This window comes from Rhodococcus sp. MPR-R1B (genome assembly GCF_058793255.1).
Window position 1 is genome coordinate 1 of sequence record NZ_JBXAFO010000009.1, and the last position, 14,466, is coordinate 14,466.

Consider the following 14,466-nt stretch of genomic DNA (forward strand, 5'->3'; position numbering starts at 1 on the left):
CCAGCAGGGACTAAATCCAAGCCGGGTGGTGAATTTTCGTCCGACGATCACCGATCACTTTTCATCCGACGTTGACAGACGGATTCGAAGCAATCTTTCTTCTGTACGGCGGCGGATTCATTCTCGCCTTGATTTGGCTTTCCCTGTGTCTTGTCGGAACGGCCGATGTGGTTTCTGTGTCCGGGCGAGTCGGTGTGTGGCGCGCTGTCGCCTTCTCTGTCGGGATTTGGCTTGTGCCCATCGTCGGGTTGAGTGCATGGTTTGTTTACCGACGCTCTCGCCAAATCTCGAAGACGGTCGGTCCGGATCAAGCCCCCTACTGGACTTGAATGAGACTGACATTTTCACTGAGACCGCACCTAGCCTTGAAACTATGTGGCATCCTGCCGTTCCAGCCAGTTCAAGATCGCTTGGTTGGTCTCTTCGGGTCTTTCTTGTTGGATCCAGTGACCGCAATCGAGATTGACTACTTCCACATTGGGCACGAACTCTGTCAGGTTCTCAGCTCTCGCGATCGCGTCACGGTCGCCGTAGATCATGAGTGTGGGCTGTTGGATGATCGGGTCCACCTCCGCCAGCAGATGCCAGTTGCGGTCAAGGTTCCTGTACCAGTTCACACTGCCCGTGAATCCTGTCGATTCGAAGGCGGAGACGAAAACGGCCAATTCTCTATCGCTCATCAGGGGCTCACCGAGTGGTGTCTCTGCTTTGGCGAGATCGATCAGCGCCATACCCGGCTGAGGTTCCCTGAGGGGTTCGTTCTTCCGGTACAGGTTGCGGAGGAACCGGAAGGTGTTGTCTTCGAACACCGCGTCCGCGACGCCCGGCTGTCGATTGAAATGGACGAAGTAGAAATCACCGCCAAGCACGGCTTCCATGAACTCAATCCACGGCTGCTCTCCGCGATCCTGGTAGGGCAGGCTCAGGTTGATCACTTTGTTTACCCGGTCCGGGTGCAACAGGGTAAGGCCCCACACGACAAAGGCACCCCAATCGTGACCGACAAAGGTGGCATCGTCGTAGCCGTAGTGATCGAGAAGTGCGATGAGATCACCCGCCAAATGTTCGATGTCATAGTCCGTCACTTCGGTCGGACGTGACGAATTGCCGTAGCCGCGTTGGTTCGGGACGATGACGTGGTAGCCCGCCTCGACAAGGGCGGGCACCTGGTATCGCCAGGAATAGGCGTGCTCTGGCCATCCGTGACACAACACGATGGGTTTCCCGGCATTGTGTCGCCCTGCTTCGAAGACTTCGAGTTCCACGCCGTTCACTGGGATGAGGACGGGCCTGGGGAAGTCGGATGGATTCACGGATGCTCCTTTGAGTCGAGTACCGATCTCGTGTCTGGATCGACCGGTTGCTCCGACGATAGGGAGCATCGTGGACACATAAAGTCCTAGATCGCTGGCAATCTGAAGAAATGCGGAACGATCCCACAGGCCGAGCACTGCAACTGCTCTCGCTCCTTCAGACTCATCGCTTCTGGCACTGTGCCGAACTTGCCGCACGACTCGATGTCACGCAGCGGACGGTGCGCCGCGACATCGATCGCCTACGCGACCTCGGCTATCCGGTCGATTCCACGTCCGGAAAATACGGGGGCTACCGACTTGCAACGGGGGCGCACGTGCCGCCCCTGATCCTCGACGATGACGAGTCCGTGGCGGTAGCCGTCGGACTGCGCTACGCCGCCGAGGCCGCCATCGGCGGCATCGAAGAAACGTCGCTGCGCGCGCTGACGAAGATCGAAACACTCCTGCCCCATCGACTACGCCGACGTGTGTCGGCACTGCATTCGAGCGTCAGTTCCATGCGGCGGGCAGATGACGACATCGTCGATCCCGAAGCACTCAGTGTGCTCGCTGCGGCATGTCGCGACCACGAGCACGTTCGTTTCGACTATCGGCGAGGTGATGGCGAGAGCAGCAGACGACTGGTCGAGTCGCACCGCCTTGTCACGGCGGGACGTCGTTGGTATCTCGTAGCATGGGACCACCATCGTTCGGATTGGCGAACATTTCGACTGGACCGGCTCTCGGAGCCCTGGCTGGCAGGCAGTCATTTCACGCCACGCGAGATCCCGGGCGGTGACGCGGCAGGCTTCGTCGCGAGATCAGTCGGCTCGCCACCCCGTCACCACGATGCAAAACTCGCCATCGAAGCTACGTTCGCCGACCTCGAGGGCGTACTCAGATGGATTGACCACACACCGATCGAGGTGGCAGCGGACCGCTGCCTTGTCCAGATCCGCAGCGAAGATCTCGGCAGGCTCGCCATGACGGTTGCGCGCATTGCGCTCACCGCCCCAGTGGTCGTCATCGAACCAACCGAGCTTGCCGACACCGTCAGTCGGCTCGCCCTTCACCTCAGGGTCTCGCCACCATGACAGTCAGAAGAGGATTGCGCGACAAGACCATTCACGTACAAGTTGCCGCGGGGACGTGTTCCCTGCGCAGGCCCCTCGTCTATCGAGACACGTATCCGATTCCCTCTAGGCTTGGAGAGTAAGTGACCGATTCGAAATCATCGCCGCCGGCTTCCGTCCACCCCCCGACGTGGAAGTTCGACTACCCGATCATCCACGCCGAGACTCGCGAACAGTGGCGAACTTGGTTGACGGACAATCACACTGCAGGCCGTGGAGTGTGGTTGTGCTCCTGGCGCACCACCACCAGCCGACCACGCTGCCCCTACCCTCAGGCCGTTGAGGAAGCGATCTGCTTTGGGTGGATCGATTCCACCAACACCATCTTCGACGAAGAGCGCAATTTGCAACTGTTCACACCGCGGAGACGCAAGAGTTCCTGGACCCGACTCAACCGCGAACGCGCAGCTGATATGGAGGCGCGTGGCCTCATGACCGCTGCTGGTCGTGGTGCCATTGCTGCCGCGAAATCCACTGGTTGGTGGACGATTCTCGACCAAGTCGAAGACCTCGAGGAACCATCTGACTTGCAGGCGGCGCTGGACCTGGACACGCAAGCGCGAAGCAACTGGGACAGTTTTCCGCCCAGCGCCCGCAAACAGATGCTGTGGTGGATCGTCAGTGCCGCTCGAGACGCAACACGGGCAGGTCGAATCGCCCATATCGTCAACAATGCGGCCATCGGTCAACGTGCCCGCGGCTGATCCGCGATTCGACCGCGTCCGGTATGAAGGCCGGTCATCATCTGTCCGAAGGATCTCCCTCGGACCGAAACAAGTCCACCCCCCCCGCAGAAGCGGGACGGGTGGACTCGGTACTCGCAGGTCTGACTTACGTCAGGATGCGGATCACACGTCGTAGTAGAGCTCGAACTCGTACGGGTGCGGACGCAGGTTGACCGGAGCGATTTCCTGCTCACGCTTGAGCGAGATCCAGGTCTCGATCAGGTCGGTGGTGAAGACGCCACCCTCGGTCAGGTACTCGTGATCGGCTTCGAGGCGGTTGATGACCGTCTCGAGGCTGGTCGGAGCCTGCGGGATGTTGCGAGCCTCCTCCGGGGGAAGCTCGTAGAGGTCCTTGTCGACCGGAGCCATCGGCTCGATCTTGTTCTTGATGCCGTCCAGGCCGGCCATCATCTGTGCAGCGAAGTTGAGGTACGGGTTACCCGAGGAGTCGGGTGCGCGGAACTCGAGACGCTTTGCCTTCGGGTTGTTGCCCGTGATCGGGATACGGACAGCTGCCGAGCGGTTGCGCTGGCTGTACACGAGGTTGATGGGGGCTTCGTAGCCCGGCACCAGACGGTGGTACGAGTTGATCGTCGGGTTGGTGAAGGCCAACAGCGACGGAGCGTGGTGCAGGATGCCGCCGATGTAGTGGCGAGCCATGTCCGAGAGGCCCGCGTAGCCGGACTCGTCGTGGAAGAGGGGCTTGCCGTCCTTCCACAGGGACTGGTGGACGTGCATGCCCGAACCGTTGTCACCGAAGAGCGGCTTCGGCATGAAGGTGGCGGACTTGCCGTGCTGCCAGCAGGTGTTCTTGACGATGTACTTGAATAGCTGCAGGTCGTCGGCCGCTGCGAGCAGCGTGTTGAACTTGTAGTTGATCTCCTGCTGTCCGCCGGTGCCGACCTCGTGGTGGCCGCGCTCGAGCTCGAAGCCTGCGTTGGTCAGGTTGGTGGAGATTTCGTCGCGCAGGTCCACGTAGTGGTCGTACGGAGCGACGGGGAAGTAGCCACCCTTGGCGCGAACCTTGTAGCCGAGGTTCGGGGAGCCGTCGGCGTTGGTCTCTGCGCCGGTGTTCCAGGAACCGGAGATGGAATCCAATTCGTAGAAAGCGGAGTTCATGCCGGAGTCGTAGCGAACCGAGTCGAAGATGTAGAACTCGGCCTCGGCGCCGAAGAATGCGGTGTCCGCGATGCCGGTGCTGACCAAGTACTCCTCGGCCTTGCGGGCAACGTTGCGCGGGTCGCGGCTGTAGGACTCACGGGTGAACGGGTCGTGCACGAAGAAGTTGATGTTGAGGGTCTTCGCCTTGCGGAAGGGGTCGATCTGCGCCGTGGTGACGTCGGGAAGCAACATCATGTCGGACTCGTGGATCGACTGGAATCCGCGGACCGAAGATCCGTCGAATGCGAGGCCGTCCTCGAACACGTCCTGGTTGAAAGCAGACGCCGGGATCGAGAAGTGCTGCTGGACGCCGGGCAGGTCGCTGAACCGAATGTCGACGTACTCGATGTTCTCGTCCGCGATGTACTTGATGACCTCTTCGGCCGTGGTGAACGCCACGCTTGTGCTCCTTAAGTCGCTTCAGCCAAGTGATGTCGGTTGAATCCGTCGAGGCAGACGGTAGGGAGCTGGTGTTGCCCGCTCGTCAACCCTTTGTTTCGGCAGTGTTACGCGTCGCAGCATCCTGGGGATTTCCGAAGTCCATGTGACCGGCCACACAGTTAAAACCCGGCAAATCTGGACTACGGTGCTGCGACGCCTATCCTGGACAGCATGGCACGTATCACCGGAACTTGGCTCTCTGGGCCGCAAGCAGCTTTGCCGAAGAGCGCGGACGGCCGTGAGCAGTCGTACCGTGGCGAGCTCCTCGGTTTCCCTCAGGAGGGTCCGGGTTCGCTGGTCGGTTCGGGCCGTCGTATCGCGGCACTGTTGGTGGATTGGGTGATGGCTGTGGGAGTGGCCTCGCTCATCACCGGCGACTTCTTCGACGGTATGACCTCGACTGTCACGCTGATGGTGTGGTTCGCCGTCGGTGTCGTCACCGTGGCTCTGTTCAACTTCACCCCGGGGCAGTTCGTCCTCGGACTTCAGGTTGCGCGTATCGAAGGCCCGATCCGAGTGGGCTTCGTGCGCGCGCTCGGACGTCAGGCACTGCTTGTGTTCGTGATTCCCGCGACCATCACCGACATCGACGGTCGCGGTATGCAGGACCGCGCGACCGGCACTTTGCTCGTGAAGTCGCGCTGACACAAATTTCTCGAAGTAAAGAAAGACCCGGGTCCGTGTGGGCCCGGGTCTTTCGTTTTGCTGTGGGGGAGTGTCAGCGACGACGAATGGTTCGCTGCATTCCCTTCATCTTCGCGCCTCCGGGCATCGGGCCCTTGGGAAGCGCTGCTCCGCCGCCGCGTGCGCTCAGTGCAGCGAGGCGACCTTCGATGTTGTCCATGCGCTTGGTGTCGATGTTGCGGGGCAACTTGTTCAAGTAGCGCTGGAGCTGCGAGAGCGGAACCTGGCCCTCGTCGTTGCCGATGATGATGTCGTAGATCGGGGTGTCGCCGATGAGGCGGGCGGTCTTCTTCTTCTCCTGCGCGAGGAGGCCCTTGACGCGTTGCGGCGAACCTTCGGCGACGAGGATGACACCCGGCCGTCCGACGACGCGGTGAACGGCATCGAGTTGGGTAGTGCCGGCGACGGCATTCGTGACGCGCCACGCACCCTGCATGTTGTCGAGCGCCCACGCAGCGGCACCGGCCTGACCTTCAGCCTTCTTGTACACCGATTTCTGGACGCGACGACCGAAGATGATGAAGGCGCCGAGGAGACCGAGAACGATGCCGATCGGCAGCAGGAACCACTGAAGGCCCCAGATGAGACCGACCAGGAAGAAGACCAGAGCCGCACCGACGAGGGTGCCGATCATCAGCGGCAGGAGGAGCTTGTCGTCCTTGCGCTGCATCTGGAATGCCTGCCAGAGCTGAGTTCTACGTTCCTTGGAAGCCTGCTTGCGGGCAGCCTTCGCTGCAGCCTTTGCCTCTTTGGTGGGTTTGCCCTTACCGGATTTGCTGCCGTTCGCCATGTACCCAGGATACGTCCATTGCTGTGCGCCTTTACTAACCGCCCGCGGTTAATAAAGGCGCACAGCAAAAAGTGGATCAGCGATTCAGGCGCGCCATGAGTGAGCTGGCTTCCTGGGAAGCGTCGCCGCCCTCGGTCAGATGACGCTGCGCCTCGGGAAGTTCGCGGCCGTGATGTGCCATGGCCTGCGCATACAGGCGGCCGGCGCGGTACGACGAGCGAACCAACGGACCGGCCATGACGCCGGCGAAGCCCATCTCTTCTGCAGCCTTCGAGTGCGCGACGAACTCCTCGGGCTTGACCCACCGCTCGACGGGGTGGTGCCGGGGCGAGGGTCGCAGGTACTGGGTGATGGTGAGGATGTCGCAACCGGCGGCGTGGAGATCTGCCATCGCCTCGGTGACCTCTTCAGGGGTTTCGCCCATGCCGAGGATCAGGTTGGACTTGGTGACCAGTCCGTAGTCGCGTGCTGCGGTGATGACGTCGAGGCTGCGCTGGTACCGGAATGCCGGACGGATCCGCTTGAAGATGCGGGGGACGGTCTCGAGGTTGTGTGCGAGGACCTCGGGGCGTGAGGCGAAGACCTCGTCGAGCAGTTCGGGCTTGCCGTTGAAGTCCGGAACCAGGTTCTCGACGCCGGTGCCCGGGTTGAGTTCGTGGATCTTGCGGACGGTCTCGGCGTAGAGCCAGGCGCCGCCGTCGGGGAGGTCGTCGCGGGCGACGCCGGTGATCGTGGAGTACCGAAGGCCCATGGCCTGAACGCTTTCCGCGACGCGACGGGGCTCGTCGCGGTCGAGGGCTTCGGGCTTGCCGGTGTCGATCTGGCAGAAGTCGCAGCGGCGTGTGCACTGCTCACCGCCGATCAGGAACGTGGCTTCGCGGTCTTCCCAGCACTCGTAGATGTTGGGGCAGCCCGCTTCCTCGCAGACGGTGTGCAAACCTTCACGCTTGACCAGGCCCTTGAGCTCCGTGTACTCGGGGCCCATCTTTGCTCGGGTCTTGATCCAGTTGGGTTTGCGTTCGATGGGCGTCTCCGCGTTTCGGATCTCGAGACGGAGCAGCTTACGTCCTTCTGGGGCGATAGTCACGACAGTGATCCTACGCCCGGTGATTACTGCAACGGGGTTCGGGCGAGCCCGTCAGCTGTACTGAACGGTAGTAAAAGTCGGAGTAGGCGAGGCGCTTTCGAAGGTGACGCGCTCGACGTTCCGTTCGGTGACGGGCATGGTTCCGTCGAGAGCAGCGATCACTGCCTCGGTCACAGCGGGAGTGACTTCGTCCACGGTGACGTCGCGACCGAGTTCATGCGACAGCGTCGTGACCCCGGCGTCACGGATGCCGCAGGGAATGATGTTGTCGAATCCGGTCAGGACCGAATTGCAGTTCAGGGAGAAGCCGTGCAGTGCCACGCCCCGTTGCACGCGCACGCCGATGGCAGAAACCTTGCGCTCGGGCTTCCATTGCCCGTTTGCGAGTTCGGCGGGCAGCCAGACGCCGGAGCGGCCGTCGATGCGCCCGCAGTTCAGGCCGAGGTCCGTGCACACCGTGATCAGTGCTTCCTCGATGCGTCGGACATACCGCACCACGTCGATGGGCTCGGCCAGTTTCACGATCGGATATCCCACCAGCTGGCCGGGGCCGTGCCAGGTGATCTTCCCGCCGCGGTCGACGTCGATGACAGGCGTGCCGTCGACGGGACGATCTTCGGGTTCCGTGCGTCGTCCTGCCGTGTACACCGGCGGGTGTTCGAGGAGCAGTAGCGTGTCCGGTCCGATGTCGTCCGCCCGCGCTGCCGCGAGCTCACGCTGGCGGTCCCACGCGGCGTTGTAGTCGATCGAACCGAGTTGCTCGACGGCGATCGGCAGTTTCGAGAACCGGGCGGAAACGGCAGCGCTGCTCATGGACGTAGAGATTACGCCCGACTTCGGAATCAACCGAGTGCGGCCGCCAGCGCTTCGCCGATCGTGTTGTGGCGGAAAGAGAATCCCGCCTTTTCCAAAGCTGCGGGAATGGCGCGCTGGCCACCGAGGATGCCGCTCTTGGCGAATTCTCCGATCAACGCTTCGAGTGCGAACCCGGGAACGATCCAGGGAGCCGGGCGGTGGACCGCACGGGACATGGCGTCATTGAACTGGGCATTGGTGACAGGGGCCGGACCGGTCAGGTTGACGGGACCGGAGAGTTCGGAATTCGTGAGCGCGAACTTGATCGCGTCGCACTCGTCCTCGAGTGAGATCCACGGAAAGTACTGGCGACCGTTGCCCAGTCGCCCGCCGAGGCCGAACGAATAAAGGCGCCGAAGCCGACCGAGCATGCCCCCATGAGGTGAAATCACGACGCCGGACCGCAGATTGACGACGCGGGCACCCGCCGCACGCGCCGGTTCGGTGGCAAGTTCCCAATCGCGACACGTCGTGGCGAGAAAGTCTGTGCCTGCCGGCGAATCCTCGTCGACGATCTTGTCGCCGGTGTCGCCGTAATAGCCGACGGCGCTCGCGTTGGCGAGGACGGGAACCTTCTGACTCGCGACCGCTTCGGCCAAGACGTCGGTCGCGACGATGCGGCTGTCACGGATCGCTTGCTTGTAGGAACCCGACCACCGTTTGTCACCGATGCCGACGCCGCAGAGGTTCACGACGGCGTCGGCGCCCTGCAGGATGGAGAGGTCCAGACGGTCGTGGTCCGGGTCCCAACGCGATTCGTCGGGGCCGGCGGTCGAGCGTCGCACCAGACGCACCACGTCGTGGTTGTCGGAGCGCAACGATGACACCAAGGCCGTTCCGATCAAACCGGACGAGCCGGCGATGACTACTCGCATTCGGAAAGCCTCCTTCGATTCAGCGTGCTTCGATATCCGAACGTATATCTCCGACCGTACTGAAAAAGCCGGGGCGCCACCTCCTGATGGAGATGACGCCCCGGCCGGCCGAGCAGTTGCTTACAGGCCCAGATCAGCTTCGAACGAGGCTTCTTCCAACCGCTGCTTAACAGTGGTGAGGAATCGGCCGGCGTCGGCGCCGTCGACCAGACGGTGATCGTAGGTCAGCGGCAAGTAGATCATCGAGCGAACGCCGATGGACTCGTTGCCGTTCTCGTCGGTGACCACCATCGGGCGCTTGACGATCGCGCCGGTTCCGAGCATGGCCGCCTGCGGCGGTACCAGGATCGGGGTGTCGAACAGCGCGCCCTGGCTGCCGATGTTGGTGATGGTGAAGGTGCCACCCGAGAGCTCGTCCGGCTTCAGGCCACCCGAGCGTGCACGCTTGGCGATGTCGGCGATGGCGCGGGCCAAGCCGGCCAGGCCGAGATCGCCGGCGTTGTGGATGACGGGGGAGAGCAAGCCCTGATCGGTGTCCACTGCGATGCCGAGGTGCTCAGCGTCGTAGTAGGTGATCTGCTTGGCAGCCTCGTCGTAGCTGGCGTTGATGTTCGGGTGCGACTTCAGCGCCTCGACGACTGCCTTGGCGAAGAACGGAAGGAACGTCAGGTTGACGCCTTCGCGCTCGATGAAGCCGGCCTTGGCACGGGCCCGCAGGGCGACGATCTTGGTGACGTCCACCTCGAAGGTCTGCGTGAGCTGAGCGGTGTTCTGCAGCGACTCACGTGTCTTGGTGGCCGTGATCTGCCGAATACGGTTGGCCTTCTGCGTGGTTCCACGCAGGTGTGCCAGTTCGGGTCGGACGCCTGCGGCTGCGGTGGCGGCCGGTGCGGCCGCGGGTGCTGCAGCAGGAGCAGCGGCGGCGGGAGCCTTCTTGGCCTCCGCAGCGGCGAGCACATCCTGCTTGCGGATGCGGCCGCCGACGCCGGTGCCGGTGACGGTCGCGAGGTCGACGCCGTTGTCCGTGGCGAGCTTGCGCACGAGCGGGGTGACGTACGGGCTGCTGTCACCGGACGCTGCGGGGGCAGCCGCCGGTGCGGGAGCCGCAGCAGGCTTCGGAGCGGGTGCGGCCGGTGCGGCGGCAGGCTTGGGTGCTTCAGCCTTGGGTGCTTCGGCCTTCGGAGCTTCGGCCTTGGGGGCAGGGGGTGCTGCCGGTGCTGCGGGAGCGGCCTTGGGTGCCGGAGCCGCGGCGGGTGTGCCGGAGCCGACGACGGCCAGCTGGCCACCGATCTCGACGGTGTCGTCTTCCTGCGCATTGATCTCGAGCAGGATTCCGGCGACGGGGGACGGGATCTCTGTGTCGACCTTGTCGGTCGAGACTTCGAGCAGCGCCTCGTCGACGGCAACTTCGTCGCCGACAGCCTTGAGCCAACGGGTGACGGTGCCTTCGGTGACGGACTCGCCGAGGGCGGGCATCGTCACGGCGGTACCTTCAGCGGAACCGCTCGAAGCGGCGGGTGCCTCGGCAGCGGGAGCTTCTTCAGCGGGAGCTTCGGCAGCCGGCGCTTCCTCGGCGGGAGCTTCCTCGGCGGCGGGGGCGGGTGCCTCTGCCGCGGGTGCTGCGGCTTCGCCGGCTTCACCGATCTGGGCGAGCTCGCCACCGATTTCCACGGTGTCGTCTTCCTGCGCGACGATCTTGGTCAGGACGCCGGCGACGGGAGACGGAATCTCGGTGTCGACCTTGTCCGTGGAGACTTCGAGCAAGGGTTCGTCGACTTCGACCGTGTCTCCTTCCTGCTTGAGCCACCGTGTGACAGTTCCCTCGGTGACGCTCTCACCTAGGGCTGGCATCTGGACGGAGAAGGCCATGTCTTTTGACTCCTCGACAGTTGTGTTCGGGTTGTTGAATTTTGTCGACTTGTGGTCGTAATGCATTGTGCTCGAGTGGCGCGCGACGTGCGGCTACTTGTAGCTATTTTGCCGATGTCGACGCGCGGGCGCGGCGTCACCGTCGTTCATCTTTCCATTGATACGCCGGGCGTGTCCGATGAGGGGGATGCCGTCCGTTTCGGGTGTGTCGGCTACTGGCGAGTAGGTATGCGTCGGGGGTCCGGCTGTAACGTCGTAAGCGGACCAAACGGTATGTCGTGCGCAGGCACAACGGACATCGCCTGGCAAACTTGACATATCGCCGGGGTGCATCCGCGGCGTCGGTACCGAGGAGGGTACGACCGTGGGACTGTTCGATCGTTTCAAGCGTCCGCCGAGTGCGGCTCAGGCCGCAGCGCAAAGTGATGCGGATCATCTGGCGAATTGGGCGCACTCGCACGAAGGCGTCGAGGCCTATGTGGAACCGCAGACGACGGTGACCGAGGTGACCGTCGTCCTGGTTGCGAAGGACGGGGAGTGGACTCGTCGTCGTGTCGGCGGCGAACGTGGTGCCCGCAAATTGGGACAGGACTTGAAGATCCCGGTCTACGACGTCCGCAAGACGGGATATCCGCAGCGTATGCGCGATCACGACGAACGTAAGCGAATCGAACGCAAGCGGGCCCGAGAGCAGGAATTGCGCGACGGCGCCTGAACTGCTGTGCGCCTTTATTAACCGCGGGGGGTTAATAAAGGCGCACAGCAAGGGGTCAGCCGTTTACCGCGATGTCCTCCAGGACCGAGATCATCGTGCGAACGGGAACGCCGGTACCGCCCTTGCCGGTGTAACCCCACGGCCCTGAGGTGTTGTAGGCCGGCCCCGCGACGTCGATGTGCGCCCACTGGACACCCTCGGGAACGAATTCCTTGAGGTAGTGAGCTGCGACCAGCATGCCGCCCCAGCGGTGTGGGGTGACATTGGCCATGTCGGCGACCTTGGAGTCGAGATCTCCGCGCAATTCCTCCGGCAGCGGCATGGCCCAGCCGTTCTCGCCGACGCTCTGCGAGATGGAGGCGACGCGGTCACGGAACTCGTCGGTGCCCATGACTCCGGGGGTGCGGTTGCCGAGCGCGACCATCTGCGCACCGGTCAGGGTGGCGGTGTCGATCATGTAGTCGGGATTGTCCTCACCCGCGCGAACCATCGCGTCGGCAAGAATCAAACGGCCCTCGGCGTCGGTGTTGACGACCTCGATGGTGATTCCGCCGTACTGGGTCAGCACGTCGCCGGGACGCTGGGCGGTCGCGGACGGCATGTTCTCGGCCATCGGTACGTATGCGACGACGTTGACGGGCAGGCCGAGCTTGGCGGCAAGCACGACGGTGGAGATGACGGCTGCGGCGCCGCCCATGTCCGAGGTCATGTTCTCCATACCGGCGGCGGGCTTGATGGAGATTCCGCCGGTGTCGAAGGTGATGCCCTTACCCACCAGTGCGACCTTGCGGGCACCACGCTTCTTCGACGCGTATTCGAGGCGGACGAGACGCGGCTGGCGTGACGAGCCCTTGCCGACGCCGATGATTCCGCCGTAGCCACCCTTCTCGAGTGCCTTCTCGTCGAGAACCTGGACGGTGAGCCCGGCCTCGACGCCCAGTGCCTTCGCGCGCGCGGCGAACTCGGCGGGGTAGAGGTGGCTCGGGGGAGTGTTGACGAACTCGCGTGCGGTGGCGACGGCCTCGGCGATGGCAGCCGACCGTGCCAGCGTCGCTTTGGTCTCCTTCGTGCGCGGCGACGGCACCAGAAGTTCGACGCGGGCCAGTGGCTGCGAATCGGGACCGGGAGCCGTCATGGACGACTTGAATTCGGTGAAGCTGTACGCGCCCAACGCAAATCCCTCGGCGGCTGCACCGAGGTCGAGGATCGAGAGCGTGGTTGCGACGGTGTCGATGCCGGACAACGAGCGAGCTGCGGCGCCGGCGGACTTACGGATCTGCTCGCTGCCGAGCTTGTCGGCAGAGCCGAGTCCGACGGCGAGAACGCTGGTGACCGACAGTTCGCTCGGTGCCGGGACACGAGTGAGCTGCTCGGGCTTGCCGGTGGCGCCGACGGCGATGAGGCTGTCGAGGATCTCGGCGAGTACGTCTTCGGCGACGATGCCTTCGCTGAGTGCGATTTCGGGGCCGTCCGGACCCGACGTCAGACCGACGACCAGTATCTCTGCGCGCTTGGCGACTGTGCCGGCGAGAACGAGGTCGGGTCCCAACGATCGGGCTGTGCGAGTGCTCAAGGTGTCTCCTGTGAGGTGAGTGTGCGATGCGTCCGGTTCTGGCGGATGCCTGAGTCGATGTTAGGCCCTTTGCAGTTTGCGGACGGGCGATCGTCACGGCCGGGTGAGCTCTCGCTGCGGACATGTTTCTATCGGCGAAGTCCGATAGGTTGTGGGCCATGACCGACGAACAACTGTTGCAGGGCCCGATCCACCCCGTCCACGTCGAACTCGGCGCGACGTTCGCGCCGTTCGGGGGGTGGCAGATGCCGGTTTCGTACGCCGGCGTCGTGGCCGAACACACCTCTGTGCGTGAGAATGTCGGACTCTTCGACGTCAGTCACCTCGGCAAGGCCGTCGTGCGTGGCGCGGGCGCCGCGGAATTCGTGAACTCCGCACTGACCAACGACCTGAACAAGATCGGGCCGGGTAAGGCTCAGTACACGTTGTGCTGCAACGAGTCCGGTGGTGTCATCGACGACCTCATTGCGTACTACGTCAGCGACGACGAGATCTTCCTCGTCCCGAACGCAGCCAATACCGCGGACGTCGTTGCGGCTCTGGTCGCTGTGGCACCGGACGGAATCACCGTCGAGGATCAGCATCGTGCCTACGGTGTGCTGGCTGTGCAGGGTCCGAAATCGGTGGCGGTTCTGACCGCTCTGGGACTTCCCACCGAGATCGAGTACATGGCGTACGAAGATGCGGAATGGAACGGCGTGCCTGTTCGTGTGTGCCGCAGCGGTTACACCGGTGAGGTCGGCTACGAACTCCTGCCGCGGTGGGACGACAGCGAGCCGTTGTTCCGCGCGCTTCTCGAGGCAGTGCGCGCCGAGGGTGGGCAGGCCGCCGGACTCGGCGCCCGTGACACTCTTCGTACCGAGATGGGGTATCCGCTGCACGGGCATGAGCTTTCGCTCGAGATTTCTCCGCTCGAAGCGCGCTGCGGATGGGCGATCGGTTGGAAGAAGCCGACATTCTGGGGCAAAGAGACCTTGACCGACGAGAAGGCTGCCGGCCCGGCTCGCAAACTCTGGGGGATCAAGGCTCTCGATCGCGGCGTGCTTCGTGCCGGCCTCGGTGTTCTGCGTGACGGCGAGGCAATCGGCGAGACCACCTCGGGGACGTTTTCGCCCTCGCTCAAAGTGGGAATTGCGTTGGCGCTCCTCGATTCCGGTGCCAATGTCTCGGCCGGCGACGAGATCGAAGTCGACGTCCGTGGTCGTGCTCTTCGGTGCGTCGTGGTGTCTCCTCCGTTCGTGGAGACCAACACCAAGTAGAGAG

13 protein-coding genes are annotated in these 14,466 nt (G+C 63.3%); 5 read left to right on the plus strand and 8 right to left on the minus strand.

The window, feature by feature from the left end; genetic code table 11:
• Positions 1–371: 371 nt before the first annotated feature.
• A complete protein-coding gene (locus AC1Q61_RS14445; protein WP_042445952.1) occupies positions 372–1,313 on the minus strand; it encodes an alpha/beta fold hydrolase in 942 nt (313 codons plus the stop codon).
• Between the two features lie 110 nt (positions 1,314–1,423).
• Here AC1Q61_RS14445 and AC1Q61_RS14450 point away from each other — a divergent pair, with 110 nt between their 5' ends.
• Both AC1Q61_RS14450 and AC1Q61_RS14455 read left to right on the plus strand, forming a co-directional pair.
• A complete protein-coding gene (locus AC1Q61_RS14450; RefSeq protein ID WP_042921865.1) occupies positions 1,424–2,389 on the plus strand; it encodes a helix-turn-helix transcriptional regulator in 966 nt (321 codons plus the stop codon).
• A gap of 122 nt (positions 2,390–2,511) precedes the next feature.
• Entirely contained in the window at positions 2,512–3,132 is a 621-nt protein-coding gene (locus tag AC1Q61_RS14455) for a YdeI/OmpD-associated family protein (RefSeq protein ID WP_042921863.1), read from the plus strand.
• A 144-nt stretch (positions 3,133–3,276) separates the two neighbouring features.
• Here the strand turns inward: AC1Q61_RS14455 and glnA are convergent, their stop codons facing one another.
• On the minus strand, positions 3,277–4,713 hold the full coding sequence (gene glnA / locus AC1Q61_RS14460) for a type I glutamate--ammonia ligase (RefSeq protein ID WP_003941609.1): 1,437 nt from the start codon (positions 4,711–4,713) through the stop codon (positions 3,277–3,279).
• A 213-nt stretch (positions 4,714–4,926) separates the two neighbouring features.
• On the opposite strand from glnA, the gene AC1Q61_RS14465 reads away from it, so the two are divergent.
• On the plus strand, positions 4,927–5,400 hold the full coding sequence (locus AC1Q61_RS14465; protein WP_003941579.1) for an RDD family protein: 474 nt from the start codon (positions 4,927–4,929) through the stop codon (positions 5,398–5,400).
• A 73-nt stretch (positions 5,401–5,473) separates the two neighbouring features.
• On the opposite strand, the gene AC1Q61_RS14470 is transcribed toward AC1Q61_RS14465, so the two are convergent.
• The 5 genes from AC1Q61_RS14470 to sucB form a co-directional block, all read right to left on the minus strand.
• On the minus strand, positions 5,474–6,229 hold the full coding sequence (locus AC1Q61_RS14470; protein WP_003941625.1) for a DUF4191 domain-containing protein: 756 nt from the start codon (positions 6,227–6,229) through the stop codon (positions 5,474–5,476).
• 76 nt (positions 6,230–6,305) lie between these two features.
• Positions 6,306–7,316, minus strand: coding sequence for a lipoyl synthase (gene lipA / locus AC1Q61_RS14475; protein ID WP_003941610.1), 1,011 nt, complete (start codon positions 7,314–7,316; stop codon positions 6,306–6,308).
• Between the two features lie 51 nt (positions 7,317–7,367).
• Positions 7,368–8,129 (minus strand): lipoyl(octanoyl) transferase LipB, encoded by a 762-nt coding sequence (lipB, locus tag AC1Q61_RS14480; protein ID WP_003941602.1) that lies wholly within the window; start codon positions 8,127–8,129, stop codon positions 7,368–7,370.
• Positions 8,130–8,158: 29 nt separating this feature from the next.
• The gene (locus tag AC1Q61_RS14485) at positions 8,159–9,046 is read right to left on the minus strand and encodes a TIGR01777 family oxidoreductase (RefSeq protein WP_118603008.1); all 888 of its coding nucleotides are present in this window, start codon (positions 9,044–9,046) and stop codon (positions 8,159–8,161) included.
• 120 nt (positions 9,047–9,166) lie between these two features.
• Entirely contained in the window at positions 9,167–10,915 is a 1,749-nt protein-coding gene (sucB, locus tag AC1Q61_RS14490; protein WP_118603049.1) for a 2-oxoglutarate dehydrogenase, E2 component, dihydrolipoamide succinyltransferase, read from the minus strand.
• Positions 10,916–11,279: 364 nt separating this feature from the next.
• On the opposite strand from sucB, the gene AC1Q61_RS14495 reads away from it, so the two are divergent.
• Positions 11,280–11,630, plus strand: coding sequence for a hypothetical protein (locus AC1Q61_RS14495; protein WP_003941713.1), 351 nt, complete (start codon positions 11,280–11,282; stop codon positions 11,628–11,630).
• A 55-nt stretch (positions 11,631–11,685) separates the two neighbouring features.
• Here the strand turns inward: AC1Q61_RS14495 and AC1Q61_RS14500 are convergent, their stop codons facing one another.
• The gene (locus tag AC1Q61_RS14500; RefSeq protein ID WP_007730044.1) at positions 11,686–13,203 is read right to left on the minus strand and encodes a leucyl aminopeptidase; all 1,518 of its coding nucleotides are present in this window, start codon (positions 13,201–13,203) and stop codon (positions 11,686–11,688) included.
• 158 nt (positions 13,204–13,361) lie between these two features.
• Between AC1Q61_RS14500 and gcvT the strand changes: the two genes are divergently transcribed.
• Complete coding sequence (gene gcvT, locus AC1Q61_RS14505) at positions 13,362–14,462, plus strand: glycine cleavage system aminomethyltransferase GcvT (RefSeq protein ID WP_042921858.1); 1,101 nt, start codon at positions 13,362–13,364, stop codon at positions 14,460–14,462.
• Positions 14,463–14,466 lie beyond the last annotated feature (4 nt).

Bases quoted from the DNA above. Each gene is read 5' to 3' on its own strand.
- AC1Q61_RS14470 (WP_003941625.1), bottom strand. From the start codon at position 6,229: ATGGCGAACGGCAGCAAATCCGGTAAGGGCAAACCCACCAAAGAGGCA.
- AC1Q61_RS14450 (WP_042921865.1), top strand. From the start codon at position 1,424: ATGCGGAACGATCCCACAGGCCGAGCACTGCAACTGCTCTCGCTCCTT.
- gcvT (WP_042921858.1), top strand. From the start codon at position 13,362: ATGACCGACGAACAACTGTTGCAGGGCCCGATCCACCCCGTCCACGTC.
- sucB (WP_118603049.1), bottom strand. From the start codon at position 10,915: ATGGCCTTCTCCGTCCAGATGCCAGCCCTAGGTGAGAGCGTCACCGAG.
- AC1Q61_RS14465 (WP_003941579.1), top strand. From the start codon at position 4,927: ATGGCACGTATCACCGGAACTTGGCTCTCTGGGCCGCAAGCAGCTTTG.
- AC1Q61_RS14485 (WP_118603008.1), bottom strand. From the start codon at position 9,046: ATGCGAGTAGTCATCGCCGGCTCGTCCGGTTTGATCGGAACGGCCTTG.
- lipB (WP_003941602.1), bottom strand. From the start codon at position 8,129: ATGAGCAGCGCTGCCGTTTCCGCCCGGTTCTCGAAACTGCCGATCGCC.